12 protein-coding genes are annotated in these 16,366 nt (G+C 73.8%); 4 read left to right on the forward strand and 8 right to left on the reverse strand.

Annotated features, from left to right (window positions below):
* Nucleotides 1–25 precede the first annotated feature (25 nt).
* Nucleotides 26–1,348: a cytochrome P450 gene (locus ACIBK8_RS10190; protein ID WP_399041642.1), complete on the reverse strand. Its 1,323-nt coding sequence runs from the start codon at nt 1,346–1,348 to the stop codon at nt 26–28.
* A gap of 99 nt (nt 1,349–1,447) precedes the next feature.
* A complete protein-coding gene (locus ACIBK8_RS10195; protein ID WP_399041274.1) occupies nt 1,448–2,323 on the reverse strand; it encodes a LysR family transcriptional regulator in 876 nt (291 codons plus the stop codon).
* A 256-nt stretch (nt 2,324–2,579) separates the two neighbouring features.
* Here ACIBK8_RS10195 and ACIBK8_RS10200 point away from each other — a divergent pair, with 256 nt between their 5' ends.
* Nucleotides 2,580–3,818, forward strand: coding sequence for an MFS transporter (locus ACIBK8_RS10200; RefSeq protein WP_399041644.1), 1,239 nt, complete (start codon nt 2,580–2,582; stop codon nt 3,816–3,818).
* Here ACIBK8_RS10200 and ACIBK8_RS10205 read toward each other — a convergent pair.
* From ACIBK8_RS10205 to ACIBK8_RS10215, 3 genes are all read right to left on the reverse strand, one after another.
* Nucleotides 3,808–4,845, reverse strand: a complete 1,038-nt coding sequence (locus ACIBK8_RS10205) for a nucleoside triphosphate pyrophosphohydrolase (RefSeq protein WP_399041275.1) — start codon at nt 4,843–4,845, stop codon at nt 3,808–3,810. The genes ACIBK8_RS10200 and ACIBK8_RS10205 overlap by 11 nt on opposite strands.
* A gap of 82 nt (nt 4,846–4,927) precedes the next feature.
* Nucleotides 4,928–5,569, reverse strand: a complete 642-nt coding sequence (locus tag ACIBK8_RS10210) for a SurA N-terminal domain-containing protein (RefSeq protein WP_399041276.1) — start codon at nt 5,567–5,569, stop codon at nt 4,928–4,930.
* A 413-nt stretch (nt 5,570–5,982) separates the two neighbouring features.
* Nucleotides 5,983–6,729 carry an HNH endonuclease family protein gene (locus tag ACIBK8_RS10215; RefSeq protein ID WP_399041277.1) on the reverse strand — a complete coding sequence of 249 codons (747 nt, stop codon included), beginning with the start codon at nt 6,727–6,729 and terminating at the stop codon, nt 5,983–5,985.
* A 181-nt stretch (nt 6,730–6,910) separates the two neighbouring features.
* Here ACIBK8_RS10215 and ACIBK8_RS10220 point away from each other — a divergent pair, with 181 nt between their 5' ends.
* Complete coding sequence (locus ACIBK8_RS10220) at nt 6,911–8,431, forward strand: DUF2079 domain-containing protein (RefSeq protein ID WP_399041278.1); 1,521 nt, start codon at nt 6,911–6,913, stop codon at nt 8,429–8,431.
* An 18-nt stretch (nt 8,432–8,449) separates the two neighbouring features.
* Nucleotides 8,450–8,986 carry a chloramphenicol phosphotransferase CPT gene (gene cpt, locus ACIBK8_RS10225; RefSeq protein WP_399041279.1) on the forward strand — a complete coding sequence of 179 codons (537 nt, stop codon included), beginning with the start codon at nt 8,450–8,452 and terminating at the stop codon, nt 8,984–8,986.
* A 7-nt stretch (nt 8,987–8,993) separates the two neighbouring features.
* Here cpt and ACIBK8_RS10230 read toward each other — a convergent pair whose 3' ends face one another.
* On the reverse strand, nt 8,994–9,467 hold the full coding sequence (locus ACIBK8_RS10230; protein WP_399041280.1) for a hypothetical protein: 474 nt from the start codon (nt 9,465–9,467) through the stop codon (nt 8,994–8,996).
* Nucleotides 9,468–9,602: 135 nt separating this feature from the next.
* The gene (mfd, locus tag ACIBK8_RS10235) at nt 9,603–13,151 is read right to left on the reverse strand and encodes a transcription-repair coupling factor (RefSeq protein WP_399041281.1); all 3,549 of its coding nucleotides are present in this window, start codon (nt 13,149–13,151) and stop codon (nt 9,603–9,605) included.
* Nucleotides 13,152–13,518: 367 nt separating this feature from the next.
* On the opposite strand from mfd, the gene ACIBK8_RS10240 reads away from it, so the two are divergent.
* On the forward strand, nt 13,519–15,201 hold the full coding sequence (locus tag ACIBK8_RS10240; RefSeq protein ID WP_399041645.1) for an MFS transporter: 1,683 nt from the start codon (nt 13,519–13,521) through the stop codon (nt 15,199–15,201).
* A 22-nt stretch (nt 15,202–15,223) separates the two neighbouring features.
* On the opposite strand, the gene ACIBK8_RS10245 is transcribed toward ACIBK8_RS10240, so the two are convergent.
* On the reverse strand, nt 15,224–16,363 hold the full coding sequence (locus ACIBK8_RS10245) for a cellulose-binding protein (protein ID WP_399041282.1): 1,140 nt from the start codon (nt 16,361–16,363) through the stop codon (nt 15,224–15,226).
* Nucleotides 16,364–16,366: the final 3 nt, after the last annotated feature.

The raw sequence follows: 16,366 nt of genomic DNA on the forward strand, positions 1-16,366 counted from the left end.
CGCCGGGCCGGTTCCGTGCCCCTCGTCACGGTGCCGGGGTGAACTCCACCGGGAGGGACCGCAGTCCGCGCATGATGAGCCCGCCGCGCCAGCGCAGCTCGTCGGGTTCGGCCGCGAGCCGGATGTCGGGCAGCCGGGTCAGCAGCGTCGCGAGGGCGGCCTGGCCTTCGAGCCTGGCGAGCGGGGCGCCCAGGCAGTAGTGGATGCCGTGCCCGTACCCCAGGTGCGGGTTGTCGCGCCTGGCCAGGTCGAGGGTGTCGGGCGCGTCGAACCGCTCGGGGTCGCGGTCGGCCGCGGCCAGCACGACGAGTACGGGGTCGCCCTCGGCTATCCGTGCCCCGCCGATGGTCAGTTCCTCGGTGGCGAACCGCCAGGTCGCCAGCTCCACCGGGCCGTCGTAGCGCAGCAGTTCCTCGATGCCGGTGGCGAGCAGGGCGTCGTCGCCCGACGCCAGGGCCTTCTGGAGCAGGGCGCGCTGTTCCGGGTGGCGCAGCAGGGCGTAGGTGCCGTTGCCGATGAGGTTGACGGTGGTCTCGAAGCCGGCGAAGAGGAGGATGAACGCCATCGCGGCCACCTCGTTCTCGGTGAGGTGCTCGCCGTGGTCGGACGCGCGGATCAGGCCGGAGATGAGGTCCTCGCCGGGGGCCGCCTCGCGGGGCAGTTCGGCGCGCTTGCGGTGGATCAGCTCGGCGAGATAGCCGCGTATCTTCTTCACCGCCTTGGCCACGCCGCCGCGCGGCCCGCCCGCCTGGCCCGCCTTGGTGTGCCGCAGCATCATCCCGGCCCAGTCGCGGAAGTCGTCCTGGTCCTCGCGCGGTACGCCCAGCAGGTCGCAGATCGCGTAGATGGGCAGCGGGAAGGCGAACTCGTGGATGAGGTCGGCCTCGCCGCGGGCCGCGAAGGAGTCGATGAGCGCGTCGGTCAGCTCCTGGACGCGGGGGGCGAAGGCTGCGACCCGGCGCGGGGTGAACGCCTTGGAGACCAGGCGGCGCAGCCGGGTGTGGTCGGGCGGGTCGATGTTGAGGAGGTGGGTCATCAGGTTGGCGCTGCGCTCGCCGGGGATGCCGACCTTGCCCTTGCCGTGCGCGGCCTCGCTGTGGTGCACCGGGTTCTTGGAGAGCCGGCCGTCGGCGAGCGCCTGCCTGGCGTCGGCGTACCGCGTCACCAGCCATGCCTCGACGCCGCTGGGCAGCGCGGTCCTGCGCACCGGCGCGTGCTCCCGCAGCCAGGCGTACGCCGGGTAAGGGTCGGCGGCGAACTCCCAGGTGAACAGCTCGGGGGCGGGCGGCGGCGCGGAGGCTGCGGGGCAGCGCGCGGGCTGGCCCGCGGGGGCGGCGCCGGGGGTGATGTCAGGGGTGGTGTCGGGCTTGTCGTGCACCTTTCGACGGTAACCGCTGCGGCGACCGCGCCTCGCCGGGCACCCGCGCCCCGGCCGCCCCTGCCGTGCTCAGCCCGGGTCCACCCCGAGGCCCGCCAGGAACGCGGCGGCTGCGGGCGACGGGCCGAGCGCCTGCCACACCACCCGCTCGATGCGCCGCGGCGCCGGGCGGACGCGGACGACGTGCAGCCCGGTCAGCTCCCCCGCGATGCCCTCGGGCACCATGCCGACCCCGAGCCCTGCGCGCACCAGCTTCGCCAGGAGTTCGACGGTGGTCACCTCGAAGGCCACGTCGGCGTTCAGCCCCGCGGCACGGAAGGCGTCGTCGCGCTGCCTGCGGGCGGCCGAGCCCGCCGTGAAGTCGACGAAGGTCTCCCGGGCCAGCCGGGCCAGACCGGTCCGCTCCTGCCCGGCCAGCGGATGGCCCGGCGGCACCACCGCGACCAGCTCACCGCGCGCCAGTTCCTTCTCCCTTACCCCGGTGACCCGAGCGCCCGGCACCAGGCCGACGAAGGCGACGTCCAGCGCGCCCTGCCGCACCTTCTCGATCAGCTCGTCGCTCATCTCCATCCGGAGGCCGACCCGCACCTGGGGATAGCGGGTGCGGAACGCGCCCAGCTCCTGGGCGAGATCGACGGCCGACACGGTCGAGATCGCCCCGACCGCGAGCTGCCCGCGCACCTCGCCCGCGACCGCCTCCACCTCGGCGCGGGCCCGCTCGGCCGACGCCAGGGCCTGCCGGGCGACCGGTACGAACGCCTCGCCCGCCGCGGTCAGCCGCACGCTGCGGCTGGTGCGCTGGAAGAGCTGGGCGCCCAGTTCCTTCTCCAGCCTGGCGATCTGGTGGCTGAGCGCCGACTGCACCACGTGGCAGCGCTCGGCGGCCCGGGTGAACCCGCCGGTCTCGGCGACCGCGACGACGTACCGCATCTGCTGCAACTCCATCCGCGGAGGATAACGATCCATCGTGATCAGCGATGGATGCGATGACGACAATGTGTTGGACTCATCGATGCGCAGCCCGCAGGCTGGGACCGTCCGCCGCCGGGGGGAGGCGGGCGCGGAAGAGAACCAACTGGCAGGAGGGGACATGGAGTCCGAGGGGGAGGCGCCGCGTACGGCGCCCGAGGCGGCGAGTGCCGCGCAGGCGGTGCCAACGGCGGCCGGGCCGCAGCGGCTGGGCCGCGGCACGCTGCTGCTGATGTCGGTGGCCACCGGCCTGTCCGTCGCCGGGAACTACTTCGCCCAGCCGCTGCTCGACGTCATCGGGCAGGATCTGGGGCTGTCCGCGTCCGCCGCCGCGCTGGTGGTGACCGTCGCCCAGATCGGCTACGGCCTCGGGCTGCTGCTGCTCGTGCCGCTCGGTGATCTGCTGGAGCGGCGCCGTCTCGCGGTGACGCTGTGCGTGGCGACGGCGCTGTTCCTGACTGTCACGGCGAGCGCGCCGAACGCCGCGCTGCTGCTCACCGGCACCGCGCTGACCGGCCTGGCGTCGGTCGCCGCGCAGGTGGTGGTGCCGTACGCGGCGACCCTCTCGGCTCCCGAGGAGCGCGGCCGGACGGTCGGCACGGTCATGACCGGGCTGCTGCTCGGCATCCTGCTGGCCCGCACGGCTGCGGGGCTGCTGGCCGAACTCGGCGGCTGGCGCACCGTGTACTGGGTGAACGCCGTACTGATGCTGCTGATGGCGGTGCTGCTGCGGCTGCGGCTGCCGGTCCTGCACACCACGGCGGGGCTGCGCTATCCGGCGCTGCTGCGCTCGACGCTGGCGCTGTTCGGGCAGCAGCCGGTGCTGCGGTGGCGGGCGGCGCTCGGCGCGCTGGCGTTCGGGACGTTCAGCGTGCTGTGGACGGCGCTGGCCTTCTTGATGTCCGGGCCTTCCTACGGCTGGTCGGAGTCGGCGATCGGGCTGCTGGGGCTGGTGGGCGCGGCCGGTTCGCTGTCCGCTTCGGCGGCCGGACGGCTCGCGGACCGCGGCCTGGTGCACCGGGTGACCGGCGCGGGTGCGGTGCTGCTGCTGGGGTCCTGGGGACTGCTGGCGGCCGGCGGTGCGGGCGGTGCCTGGGCGCTGGTGGCCCTGCTGGCCGGGGTGATCGTGCTGGACCTGGCGGTGCAGGCGGTGCACATCAGCAACCAGAACCTCGTCTACGCGGTCAGCCCCGAGGCCCGCAACCGCCTCAACTCGGCCTATATGACCGCCTACTTCGTCGGCGGCGCGGCCGGCTCCGCGCTCACCTCCGCGGTCTGGAGCGCGGCCGGCTGGCCCGGGGTGTGCGCGGTGGGCGCCGCGCTGTCGGCGGCGCTGGTCGTGGTGTGGTGCGCGGAGCGGCTGAGCGGCAGGCGCCGCGGCGGCGACGGGACGCGGACCGGGGCCGTGGCGGGCACGCCCACGGCCTCCTCCACGGCCTCCCCCACAGCCACCTCCTCGGTCACTCCGTGACGGTGTCCCGCCCCGCTCCCGCGCCGCCCTCGGCCGCCAGTACGGCGTCGCGGTAGGCGCGGGCCGCGGCCCGCAGCGCCGCCTCCGGGTCCACCCCGTCCGCCTCGGCCCTGATGGCCAGCGCCAGCAGGGCGTAGCCGACGCCCTGGCCGTCGGGCGGTGTGACGTCGAGCCCCGCCGTCCGCACCCGGGAGGCGAGCTTCGCCGCGAGCGCCAGCCCCGGCTGGGCCACCGGGACGCCTTCGGTCACCGAATCCCGCTGCTTCTCCTCGGCCTTCGCCCGCAGCCAGTGGGCCTTGACCTCCTCGGGGGTCTCGGCGCTCTCGGCACCGAAGACGTGCGGGTGGCGGTGGATGAGCTTGTCGACGATCGTGCCCGCGACGTCGTCGACGGAGAACGGTGCGTCGGGGTCGTCCTGGGCGATCCTGGCGTGGAAGACGACCTGGAGCAGGACGTCGCCCAGCTCCTCGCGCAGTGCCTCGCGGTCGCCCTCCTCGATGGCCTCGACGAGTTCGTACGCCTCCTCCAAGCCGTACTTGGCGAGGTCTTCGTGGGTGCGGATGCCGCTCCAGGGGCAGGCGACGCGGATCCGGTCCATGACCTGGACGAGATCCAGCAGCCGGGCGCCGGGAAGGTCGTAGGAGCCGGGCAGCAGCTCCAGGTCGGGCATGGTCTCGCGGCCCGACCCCGCCAGTCTGGCCAGTCCGTCGGTCAGCGCGCTCTCGCCGTCGGCCGAGGTGAGGACGACGACCGTACGGTCCGCTGCGACGCAGTGGTCGACCAGCTCGCGGGCGGTCGGTATGGCGGCGTCGACGGTGATGCCGGCCTCGCGGAGGTAGGGCAGCTGCGGGTGTTCCGCGTCGGCGCACAGCACCGCGTCGGCGGCGCGCAGCGTCTGCCAGGCGTTCCAGGACAGCAGGCCGGGGGCGACGCGGTGGCTGGTGGTGAGCAGGACGAGGCGTCCGGTGCCGCTGCCCTCGGGGCGGGCTTCGGCGCCGGCGTCGGCGGAGGAGGCGTCAGCGTTCACCCCTTGAACGTAACGCACGCCACTGACAACGCCCCGCCCGCGCCCGGGGGGAAAGGCCCCGGGCGCGGGCGGGGCGTGGGCCCTACGCCTGCTGCCTGGCGGCCGGGGCCTTGGTGATCCAGGGGTCCTTGGCCTGGCCGAGGATGACCTGCTTGTCGTTCCACTTGCCGAAGCGCGGGTTGACGTCGATGCCCATCGCGCGGGAGGTCGTGGCGAGCGCGTCGGCGAGCTTCTGCTGGCCCTGGGGGCTGCCGCGGTCCGCGCCGATCTTCTTGGCGAGGCCGTCCAGGAGGAGCTGGTTGCGGACGGTCGCGTCGATCTCGTCCGGGGCGATGCCCTGTTGGAGCCACATCGCCTTCAGCCGTGCGCCGCCGCCCGCGCGTTCCTCGGCCGCCGCCCGCCACTTCTGCACGCCGTCGCGGTGGACGGTGACCCCCGCCTGCCGGGCGCCGCGCTCCAGGACCCGGTCGAAGATCATGCCGTTGAGGGTGGCCAGGCTGAGCCGGCCGGTGCTCGCGACGAGCTGGGCGCCCTGCACGGACCTGCCCTGGGCCTCCCGTACGTCCTTCACCTTCGCCTGGAGCTGGGCGACGGTGATCCGCTTGCCGTCCACGATGGCGGCGGCACCGGGGTGCGCGTCGCTGCCGCAGGCGGCCAGCAGCGGGACCGCGGCGAGCAGACCCGCGGTGAGGGATACGGAGAGCGCTGTCCTACGGCGGAACACTTGGCCTCCCGGCAAAGATCGTGAACGAGGCGGCGCTGGGGGTGCGCCCGTGCGGTGGTGGTCGAAAGGGGCGGCCCCAGCGGTCACCGGGGCGGTGGCTCATCGATCTGGCGTGAGAGCCTGCGTCTGAACCCCGGTCGGGCGCCCGTCGTCTGGCACGCACGCTCGCGGCGTTGCCGAAAGGCCCTGGTAGCTCCGCTACAAGGACCTTCCGGCGCCTTGCGATCGCACGCACCAGACGACGGGCGCTGATCCAACCGGGGTTCAGACACAGGCTCTGATCGATGGTAAGGAGTCCCCGTGGTCCAGGCCACTGTTTGGCCAACGATTGCCCGCGAATTCGGATGCGGACCGCGGGCGCAACGGCCGTGCCGGACCGCGAAGTTCCGCCGTCCGCCCCGTCCCCGCCGCCGCTACTTGGCAGAGAACCGCGCCGGCGCCTCCGTCGGATTGCCGCCGCCCGGCAGCTTCTCCTGGGGGCAGCCGGCCAGCACCTGCCGCATCGCGTCCTTCTCGCTGCGCGTGACCCACAGCCCGTACTTCTTCTTCACCGCCACCTGGCGCGCCACGTACGTGCAGCGGTACCCCTTGTACGCGGGCAGCCAGGCCGCCGCGTCGCCGTCGCTCTTCTGCCGGTTCGCCGACGCGTCCACCGCTATGAGGTTCAGCGGGTCGTTGGCCAGCGCGATGCGCTTGCGCGCCGGCCACTTCGCGGCGCCCTTCTTCCAGGCGTCGGACAGCGCCACCACGTGATCGATGTCGACCTTGCTGCTGCCGCGCCGGTAGCGCACGCTGTGCCCGGTGTACGGGTCCTTCTTCAGCGTCCCGGCGACGACGACGCAGTCCCCACCGCGGAACGAGGGCGCGCGCAGGTCACGCTTGAGTATGTCGTCGCGGGTGCCGCAGCCGTTGCCGTCGGTGTCGGCCCAGGCGCTGCCGAACCTGTTCCTGGCGTAACCGGTCATCGTCGCGGGGCGCTTGACGCGGAGCGAGGTCACGGCGGCCAGGGCGCTGCCGGGCTGCGCGGTGGCGGACCCGTCCCCCTTGGCGTCCGTGCCGCCGTCGGGCGAGCAGCCGGTGAGGGCGAGCAGCGCGGCCAGGGCGGTGGCCGCGGTCGCGGTGAGGGTGGCGGGGCGGGCGCGGAGCGCGGTAGGTATCAAGTCGGTTGTCCCATCCGGTGGCTGAGGTCGCGGGCACGGCCGCGGCACCGGACGGACGGGGTCCGCCGGGCCGGTGACCGGTCCCGGCGCGGGCACGTACGCACGGCCGGGTGCGCGTGCGCCGGACCGTCCTGTTCGACGGCTTCGAGTATCTTTCCGGAAGTTGAGAGTGAGGACCCTCATGGAAACGGCCGCAGCAACGGCGAGGGGCGACGCGGGGCCCGCCGCCGGAACCGCAGCCCCCGGCGGCCCCGCGACCGCCCTCCCCCCGAAGCCGCGCACCGCGCCGCAGGACACCGGTCCGCTACGGCGCAGCGCACGCCGGATCGGGGCGCGCACGGCGGCCCTGCGCGCGCCCCGGCTCGACCCGTACTGGACGGCCGCGTTCCTCTTCGTCGCGTACGCCGTGATCTCCCTGAGCCGCTACCGCACGATGGGCACGGCCTCCTGGGATCTGGGGATCTTCGAGCAGGCCGTCCGCGGCTACGCCCACCTCCGGGCGCCGATAGTCGATCTGAAGGGCCCCGGCAGCAACATCCTCGGCGACCACTTCAGCCCGGTCCTGATCGTGCTCGCGCCCTTCTACCGCCTCGTCCCGTCGGCGATGACGCTGCTGACCGCGCAGGCCGCGCTGTTCGCGCTGTCGGCGCTGCCGGTCACCCGGGCCGCCGCCCGTCACCTCGGCCGCGGCAGGGGCCTGGCCGTCGGCCTCGCCTACGGGCTGTCCTGGGGCGTGCAGAAGGCCGTCGACTTCGACTTCCACGAGATCGCCTTCGCGCTGCCGCTGATCGCGTTCGCCCTCGAAGCGGTGCTGCGCGGCCGGTGGAGGGCCGCGGTGTGCTGGGCCGCGCCGCTGGTGCTGGTCAAGGAGGACCTGGGGGTCACCGCTGCCGTCATCGGGGTGCTGGTGCTGATCCGCTCCCGCCGTGCGGTGCCGCTCGCCGTCGCCCTGGTCGCCTTCGGCGTCACCGCGACCGCCGTCACCCTCGGCGTGATCATCCCCGGCTTCAACGGCTCGGGCTCGTACGACTACTGGACCAAACTCAGCGGCGACGGCGCGGGCGGCCCGGTCATTCCCTTCGACACCGCCGTCCGCACCCTCCTGTGGATCGTGCTGCCCACCACCGGGCTGCTCGCGCTGCGCTCCCCGCTCCTGCTGGTCGCGCTGCCCACCGTCGGCTGGCGGTTCCTCTCCCACGAGCCGCACTACTGGGGCATCGACTGGCACTACAGCGCCGTCCTGATGCCGGTGGTCTTCCTCGCCCTCGTCGACGCCCTGCCGCGGGCCCGCACCGCCGCCCGCCCGTGGCTGCGTTCCTACGCGCTGCACCTGCCGGCCGCCGTGCTGTCCGCGGCGCTCGCGCTGACCTGCACCCTCCCGCTGTCCCGGCTCACCGAGGCGGCCACCTACCGGGTGCCGCCGGACGTCACCGCGGCCGAGCGCCTGCTGGAGCGGATCCCGGACGGGGCGACGGTCGAGGCCGACATCCGGCCGCTGAGCCGTCTCACCGGCCGCACCCGCGTCTTCTGGATCGGCGACACCCGCGGCATCTCGCCCGACTACGTCGCCGTCCAGCTCCGCGACGGCCGCACCCCGCAACAGGCACTCGCCGACGCCGCGCACCGCCACCCCGGCTCCACCTACGTCCCGGCCGGCGAGGCGGCGGGCCTCGCGGTATTCCACCGGACATCGGCCCGCTGACCGGCCTACGGTGGCGCGATGACCTTCGACGTGATCGTTCTCAACGGCGGCTCCAGCTCCGGCACTTCGTCCCTCGCCCGCGCCCTCCAGGACGCACTCCTGCCCAGGCCCTGGCTGACCTTCGGCGTGGACACCCTCGTCGAGGCGCTGCCGCCCACCTTGATGAACACCCCGGCGGGCCTGGTGCTCGCACCGGACGGCACGGTCTCGCCGGGGCCGGCCTTCCGCGCCCTCCAGGACGACTGGATGCGTGGCATCGCCGCGATGGCCCGCGCCGGCACCGGCATCATCCTCGACGAGGTCTTCGTCGGCGGCCGGGACTCCCAACAGCGCTGGCTCGCCGCCTTGGACGGCCTGGCCGTGCTGTGGGTCGGCGTGCGCTGCGCACCCGCGGTCGCCACCGCCAGGGAAGCCGCCCGCGGCGACCGGATCGCGGGCATGGCCGCCTCCCAGGCCGACCTCGTCCACCACGGCGTCCACTACGACATGGAGGTCGACACCGGCCACCGCTCGGCGGCCGACTGCGCACGGGAGGTCGCGGGGCGGGTGGGGTGAGGGCCGGCTACTGCCAGTGCGGCCGGCCGCTCTGCATCGCGCAGTGCAGGGTGTCACCGTGTGCGTCCCGGGTGGTCAGCCCGAGGTGGATGTTCTTGCAGAACTGCCCGCGCCGGTAGTGGTTTCCGGACGGCGCGAGGATCACGTCGCCGGACGGTTCCGGGCGGGCCTGCCGGGTCGGCTCCGGTGCCGTGGTCCGCAGCGGCGCGCTGTGCTGTTTCGGCGCCGCCGCCTTCGTGGGTGCCTCGGCCGAGACGGCGGGCATCGTGGGGGACGGGGCCGCCGATGGCGTCTGCGATGCCGTTTCCGAGGGCGAGGACGAGGGCGAGGGGGACGGGGTGGCCGGGGCCGAGACGGAAGCCGACGGGCTCGCCGTCCGCTCGCTCGGGCCGGCGGTGTCCGGGGTGCAGCCGACGACGGACACCAGTGCCGCCGTCAGGAGGGCGGCGGCGGACAGAGCGGTGCGGTGGGCACGTATCACGGCAGGGCATCCATTTCGATGAGAACGCATCAGGGCGGCTGATCACACGCCCCGCCAGACGATAAGGCGTAACTCGCCCCAGCAACCCACCAACGCCCCGGAATCAGACATTCCACACCACTCCGGGGCCGCCCCTCACCCTCCCAGGATCGTCGTCAGGAACTCCCCCACCCACGCGAGCAGTTCGCGGCCGACCAGCGGTTTGCCGCCGATCTTTCCGGTGGTCGGGCGGGGGACCAGGATCTGCTGGGTGGCCGGCTTCAGGACCGTGCGCGGGTGCAGGCGCTTGAGCCGGAGTTCCTGGGACTCGCGCAGCTCCACCGGGCCGAAGCGGATGTTGGAGCCCTGGAGGGTGATGTCGGCGACGCCGCAGGAGCGGGCCAGCATCCGCAGTCCGGCGACCAGCAGGAGGTTCTCGACCGGCTCGGGCAACTTGCCGTAGCGGTCGGTGAGTTCCTCGCGGACGGCGGCGATGTCCTCCTCCGTGGACGCGGACGCGATCGCGCGGTACGCCTGGAGGCGCAGCCGCTCGCCGGGCGCGTAGTCGTGCGGGACGTGCGCGTCGACCGGCAGCTCGATCTTGACCTCCAGCGGCGGCTCCTCCTCCACGCCGCCTTCGAGCGAGGCCCGGTAGTCCGCGACGGCCTCGCCGACCATCCGGACGTAGAGGTCGAAGCCGACACCGGCGATGTGGCCCGACTGCTCGCCGCCCAGGAGGTTGCCCGCGCCGCGGATCTCCAGGTCCTTCATGGCGACGTACATGCCCGCGCCCATCTCGGTGTGCTGGGCGATGGTCGCCAGCCGCTCGTGGGCGGTCTCGGTGAGCGGCTTCTCCGGCGGGTAGAGGAAGTAGGAGTAGCCGCGGTCACGGCCGCGGCCCACCCGGCCGCGCAGCTGGTGGAGCTGGGAGAGGCCGAAGTTGTCGCCGCGTTCGACGATCAGGGTGTTGGCGTTGGAGATGTCGATGCCGGATTCGACGATCGTCGTCGAGACCAGCACATCGAACTTCTTCTCCCAGAAGTCGACGACGACCTGCTCCAGCGCCGTCTCGCCCATCTGCCCGTGGGCGGTCTGGATGCGCGCCTCGGGCACGATCTCCCGCAGCCGCGCGGCGGCACGGTCGATGGACTCGACGCGGTTGTGGATGTAGAAGACCTGGCCCTCGCGCAGCAGTTCACGCCGGATCGCCGCGCCGATCTGCTTCTGCTCGTACGGCCCGACGAAGGTCAGGACCGGGTGCCGCTCCTCGGGCGGTGTGGTGATCGTGGACATCTCGCGGATGCCGGTGACCGCCATCTCCAGGGTGCGCGGGATCGGCGTCGCGGACATGGTCAGGACGTCGACGTTGGCGCGCAGCTTCTTCAGCTGCTCCTTGTGCTCGACGCCGAACCGCTGCTCCTCGTCGACGATGACCAGGCCCAGGTCCTTGAACTTGGTCTCGGACGAGAACAGGCGATGGGTGCCGATGACGAGGTCGACGGAGCCGTCCCGCAGGCCCTCCATCGTGGCCTTGGACTCGGTTTCGGTCTGGAAGCGGGACAGCGCCCTGACGTTGACGGGGAACTGGCCGTACCGCTCGGTGAAGGTGCCGTAGTGCTGCTGCACCAGGAGGGTGGTGGGCACCAGGACCGCGACCTGCTTGCCGTCCTGAATGGCCTTGAAGGCGGCGCGCACCGCGATCTCGGTCTTGCCGTAGCCGACGTCGCCGCAGATCAGCCGGTCCATCGGGACCGACTTCTCCATGTCCTCCTTGACCTCGGCGATGGTGGTGAGCTGGTCGGGGGTCTCCGCGTACGGGAAGGCGTCCTCCAGCTCGCGCTGCCAGGGGGTGTCCGGGCCGAAGGTGTGGCCGGGCGCCGCCATACGGGCGGAGTAGAGCTTGATGAGGTCGGCGGCGATCTCCTTGACGGCCTTCTTCGCGCGCGCCTTCGTCTTGGTCCAGTCGGCGCCGCCGAGCCGGTGCAGCGTGGGGGCCTCGCCGCCGACGTACTTGGTGACCTGCTCCAGCTGGTCGGTGGGGATGTAGAGGCGGTCGCCCGGCTGGCCGCGCTTGGCGGGCGCGTACTCGACGAGGAGGTATTCGCGGGTGGCGCCCTGGACCGTGCGCTGCACCATCTCGATGTAGCGGCCGACGCCGTGCTGCTCGTGCACGATGAAGTCGCCCGCCTGGAGGGTCAGCGGGTCGATGGTCTTGCGGCGGCGGGCCGGCATCCGGCCCAGTTCCTTGGCGGCTGCCTTCTGCCCGGACAGGTCCGTCTCGGTGAGCACCGCCAGGCGCAGCGCCGGGTCGATGAAGCCGTTGTCGAGGGAGCCGCAGGCGACGTGCACGACGGAGGGGGCGAGCGCGGTCAGGGTGGCGTCGAGGCGGGCGGCGATGCCCTCGCCGCCGAGTACCTCGACGGTGCGGGCCGCCGTGCCGTGCCCTTCGGTGACGAACACCGTGCGCCAGCCGTCGGCCAGCCATCCCTTGGTGTCGGCGAGGGCCCGCGCGGTGTCACCGCGGTAGGTGTCGGGCGCGTGCATGCCCAGCTTGAGGGTGTCGCCCGCGTCGGGCACGGTCTCCTCGTCGGCGGCGAACGGGCTCACCGACCACCACATCATGCCCAGTTCACGGGCGTGCTCGCGGACGTCGGCGATGCCCCACAGGGAGGCGGCGCCCACATCGATCGGCGCCTCTCCTCCCCCGGCGCTCGCCGCCCAGGACGCCTGGAGGAATTCCTGGCTGGTCGCCACCAGGTCGGCGGCCCTGGTGCGCACCCGCTCCGGGTCGCACACCACCGCCATGCTCCCGGCGGGCAGCACGTCGAGCAGCAGCTCCATGTCGTCGACGAGGACCGGGGCCAGCGACTCCATGCCTTCGACGGCGATGCCCTCGGCGATCTTGCCGAGCAGTTCGCCCAGTTCCGGGTGCTGCTCGGCGAGGGTGGCGGCCCGCTCGCGCACCTCGTCGGTCAGCAGCAGCTCCCGGCACGGCGGCGCCCACAGGCCGTGCTCGGCGACCTCCAGGGACCGCTGGTCGGCGACCTTGAAGTAACGGATCTCCTCGACGTCGTCGCCCCAGAACTCGACCCGGAGCGGGTGCTCCTCGGTCGGCGGGAAGACGTCCAGGATGCCGCCGCGCACCGCGAACTCGCCGCGCTTCTCGACCAGTTCGACGCGCGCGTACGCGGCTGCCGCGAGCCCGTCGACGACCTCGCCGAGGTCGGCGCTGCCGCCCGTGCGCAGACTGACGGGCTCCAGGTCGCCCAGCCCCTTGACCTGCGGCTGGAGCACCGAGCGGATGGGCGCGACGACGACCGACACGGGTCCTGCCGTCGGGTCGTCCGCGCGCGGGTGGGCGAGGCGGCGCAGCACCGCGAGGCGGCGGCCCACGGTGTCCGAACGCGGCGAGAGCCTTTCGTGCGGCAGCGTCTCCCAGGAGGGGAACTCCACGATGGTGTTCTCCTCGCCGGCCGGCACCATGCTGCGCAGCGCCGCCGCGAGGTCCTCGGCCTCCCGGCCGGTGGCGGTCACCGCGAGCACCGGGCGTCCCGCGTCCCTGGCGAGGGCGGCCACCGCGAACGGGCGGGCGGCGGGCGGGCCGACCAGATCCACGTGCGGCCGGTGTCCGTCGGCCGCGGCCTGCACCGCTTCGGCGAGCGCCGGGTCCTTGACGACGGCGTCGAGCAGTCCAGCAAGGCTCATGAAAGGTTCCGTCCCAGCGAGGCGAACAACGCGAAAGGCCCGACACGTCGTACGGGCCGGGGTTGCCCACCTTACGCCCGCCCCCCGACATCCCGCCCCGCGAGCGGACGGCGCCCCGGGGCGGTGCGCCCCTGCCCCGGGAAAGCACCGTTTCGCACACCGGCCGGGCGTGGAAGGGTGTCCGCTACACACAACGGCGCCGGTGCACCGCACCGGCGGGGCACAGGGGGGCCGGGTGAACCGCAGTACCGGGGACAGCGCCGTCGGCGGCAGGGCACGCCGCGGGGGCACGGGCCGCACGGCCGACGGGCAGGGCGCGGCGGCGGGCGCACCCGCCGGGCGGCGCGGCCCGGTCGTCGCCGCCCTGATGCTCGGGATGGCGCTGGCCGCGCTGGACTCCACGATCATCGCCACCGCCATCCCGCAGATCGTCGGCGACCTCGGCGGCTTCGCCGTCTTCTCCTGGCTGTTCTCCGGCTACCTCCTGGCCGTCACCGTCACGCTGCCCGTCTACGGCAAGCTCTCCGACACCTTCGGCCGCAAGCCGGTCCTCGTCACCGGCATCGCCCTCTTCCTCGTCGGCTCCCTCGCCTGCGCCGGCGCCTGGGACATGGCCTCCCTGATCGCCTTCCGCATCGTGCAGGGCCTGGGCGGCGGCGCGCTCCAGGGCACCGTGCAGACCATCGCGGCCGACCTCTACCCGATGGCGCAGCGCCCCAAGATCCAGGCGAAGCTGTCCTCGGTCTGGGCCGCCTCGTCGGTCGCCGGGCCCGCGCTGGGCGGGCTGCTCGCCGGCTACGCCGACTGGCGCTGGATCTTCCTGGTCAACCTGCCCGTCGGCGCCCTCGCCCTGTGGCTGATCGTGCGCTACTTCACCGAGGACCCCCGCAGGGCCGCGGCCGGGGACAAGGGGCGGACGGCGGGCGGCGGCTCCGGTTCCGACGGCTCCCCCGGCGCCGCGAAGCCGCGCGTGGACTGGCCGGGCGCGCTCGCCGTCTTCGCCTGCGGCGGGCTGCTGCTGACGGCCCTGGTCCAGGGCGGCACCGCCTGGCCCTGGCTCTCGACGCCCTCCCTGCTGCTCTTCGGCGGCAGCGCGCTGTGCGCGGCGGCCACCTTCGTCATCGAGCGGCGCGCGGCGGAACCGATCATCCCCGGCTGGGTCTGGCGGCGCCGCACCATCGCCGCCGTCAACCTCTCCCTCGGCGCCCTGGGGCTGCTGATGGTCGCGCCGACCGTCTTCCTGCCCACCTACGCCCAGTCGGTGCTCGGCACCGGCCCGACGGCGGCCGGGTTCGTGCTGTCCGTGATGACCCTGAGCTGGCCGGTCTCCGCCGCGCTGAGCAGCCACGTCTACCGCCGCATCGGCATCCGCAACTGCGCGGTGCTCGGCATCTCGGCCGCCGCCCTGATCCTGCTCGCCTTCCCCCTGCTGCCCTACCCGGGCGCGCCCTGGCAGCCCGCCCTGATCATGCTGGCGCTCGGCGCCGCCCTCGGCCTCTTCCAGCTGCCGCTGATCATCGGCGTGCAGTCGTCCGTCGGCTACGCCGAACGCGGCACCGCCACCGCCTCGATACTCTTCTGCCGCCAGGTGGGGCAGTCCATCGGCGCGGCCCTCTTCGGCGCCCTCGCCAACACCACCCTCAACGACCGGCTGGCCCACGCCCCTTCGGACATCCGTCCCGGCCTGCCAGGCGACCTCGACGCGGTCTCGCACGCCCTGGAGCACGCCGGAGGGCTCACCGTCCGCGCCGCCGACTACCTGCGCCGCTCCGTCGCCCTCACCGTCGACCACGTCTACCTGGGCGCCGCGGCGGCAGCCGCCCTCGCCCTGATCGCCCTGCTCCTGCTGGCCCCGCGCCGCTTCCCGGTCCACGCGGACGCCCGCACGGGCCAGGAGCCGGATTCCCGTACGGGGCAGGAGTCCGGCTCCCGTACGGGAACGGAGTCCGGTTCCCGTACGGAAGCGGCGGCCGGGCCCCGTACGGGGGACGAGACCGCGGCGGGCGACGGGGGTGCGGGCGGGCCCGGCGGCGGCTCTGCCACCTGCTGAGCCGCTGCCGTGCCCGGCCCCGTCAGCTGGGCACGCGGGGCAGCTTGGTCTCGATGGTCTCCTCGTTGTCCGGGTCGACGGGGGCACGGCGGTCAGCGCCCTCACCGGCCTCTGGAGATGCCTCGGCCTCAGCCGTCGCCACAGCCTCCGCGGCCTCCGCGGCCTCCGCGGCCTCTGTGACCTCTGTGGCCTCCGCGGCCTCCGCCGTCCTCGGGTCCTCCCCCGCCGACGGGACGTCCATCGTGCCGTCCACCGGGCCGTCCGTCGGACCGTCCGGCTCCTCCACCGGGTCCTTCCCGGTCAGCGCCGCGAGGGTGTTGCGGACGTGCTTCATGTGGGAGCGGACCTCGTCGAGCTGCCCCTGGTGCTCGCGCACCACCCGTTCGGTGGCCCGCTCGATGCGCTCCACCTCGACCTGCGCCTGGGCCAGCAGTTCGGCGCCGCGGGCCTCCGCGTCCTCCTGGCGGTGCCGCGCCGCCTCCTGGGTCTCGGCGTGCCGGCGTTCCGCCGCGGCCACCACCGCGCGTCCCCGCTCCTCGAGCTCCGCGACCCGCTGCGCCATCTCCGCGTCATGACCTGCCAGTTCGCGGCCGACGTCGTTCCACTCCTCGGCCTGCCGACGCTCCTGTTCCTTGAGCATCTCCGTGGTGCGCCGGCCCATCTCCTCCCGCGCGGCCACGGCTTCGGCGCGCCACTCCTCGGCGTCCTTCCGCGCCGCGGCCACCCGCGCCACCGCGTCCGCCTGCGCCGCTTCCAGGGCCTGCCGCCCGCGCTCCTCCGCGTCCTTGCGGCGGGCGTGCGCGACCTCGTCCGCCGCCTCCGTGGTCTCGCGCACATACGCGTCGGTCCGCGCGCGCAGCTCTTCGGCGGCCTCTTCCGCGTCGGCGCGCAGCCGCGCGGCCTCGGACTCCGCCGTGGTCAGGATCAGCCGGGCCTGGTCGCCCAGGGACTCGTACGTCTGCGGCGGCATCTTCGCGAGGTGCGCGCGCAGTTCCGCCAGCTCCGCCTCCATCTCGTTGGCGAGCACCGTGAGCCGCGCGGCACGCTCCCAGCACGAGTCGCGGTCGATGGAGAGGCCCTCCACCCGGCGGTCCACGTCGTCCTGCCGGTAGCCGCGCCCGCGTACGGTCTCGAAGCCGTGCGGCGAAACCGATGCACTCATCGT

The organism is Streptomyces sp. NPDC050161 (assembly GCF_044460025.1).
Taxonomy (GTDB): Bacteria; Actinomycetota; Actinomycetes; order Streptomycetales; family Streptomycetaceae; genus Streptomyces.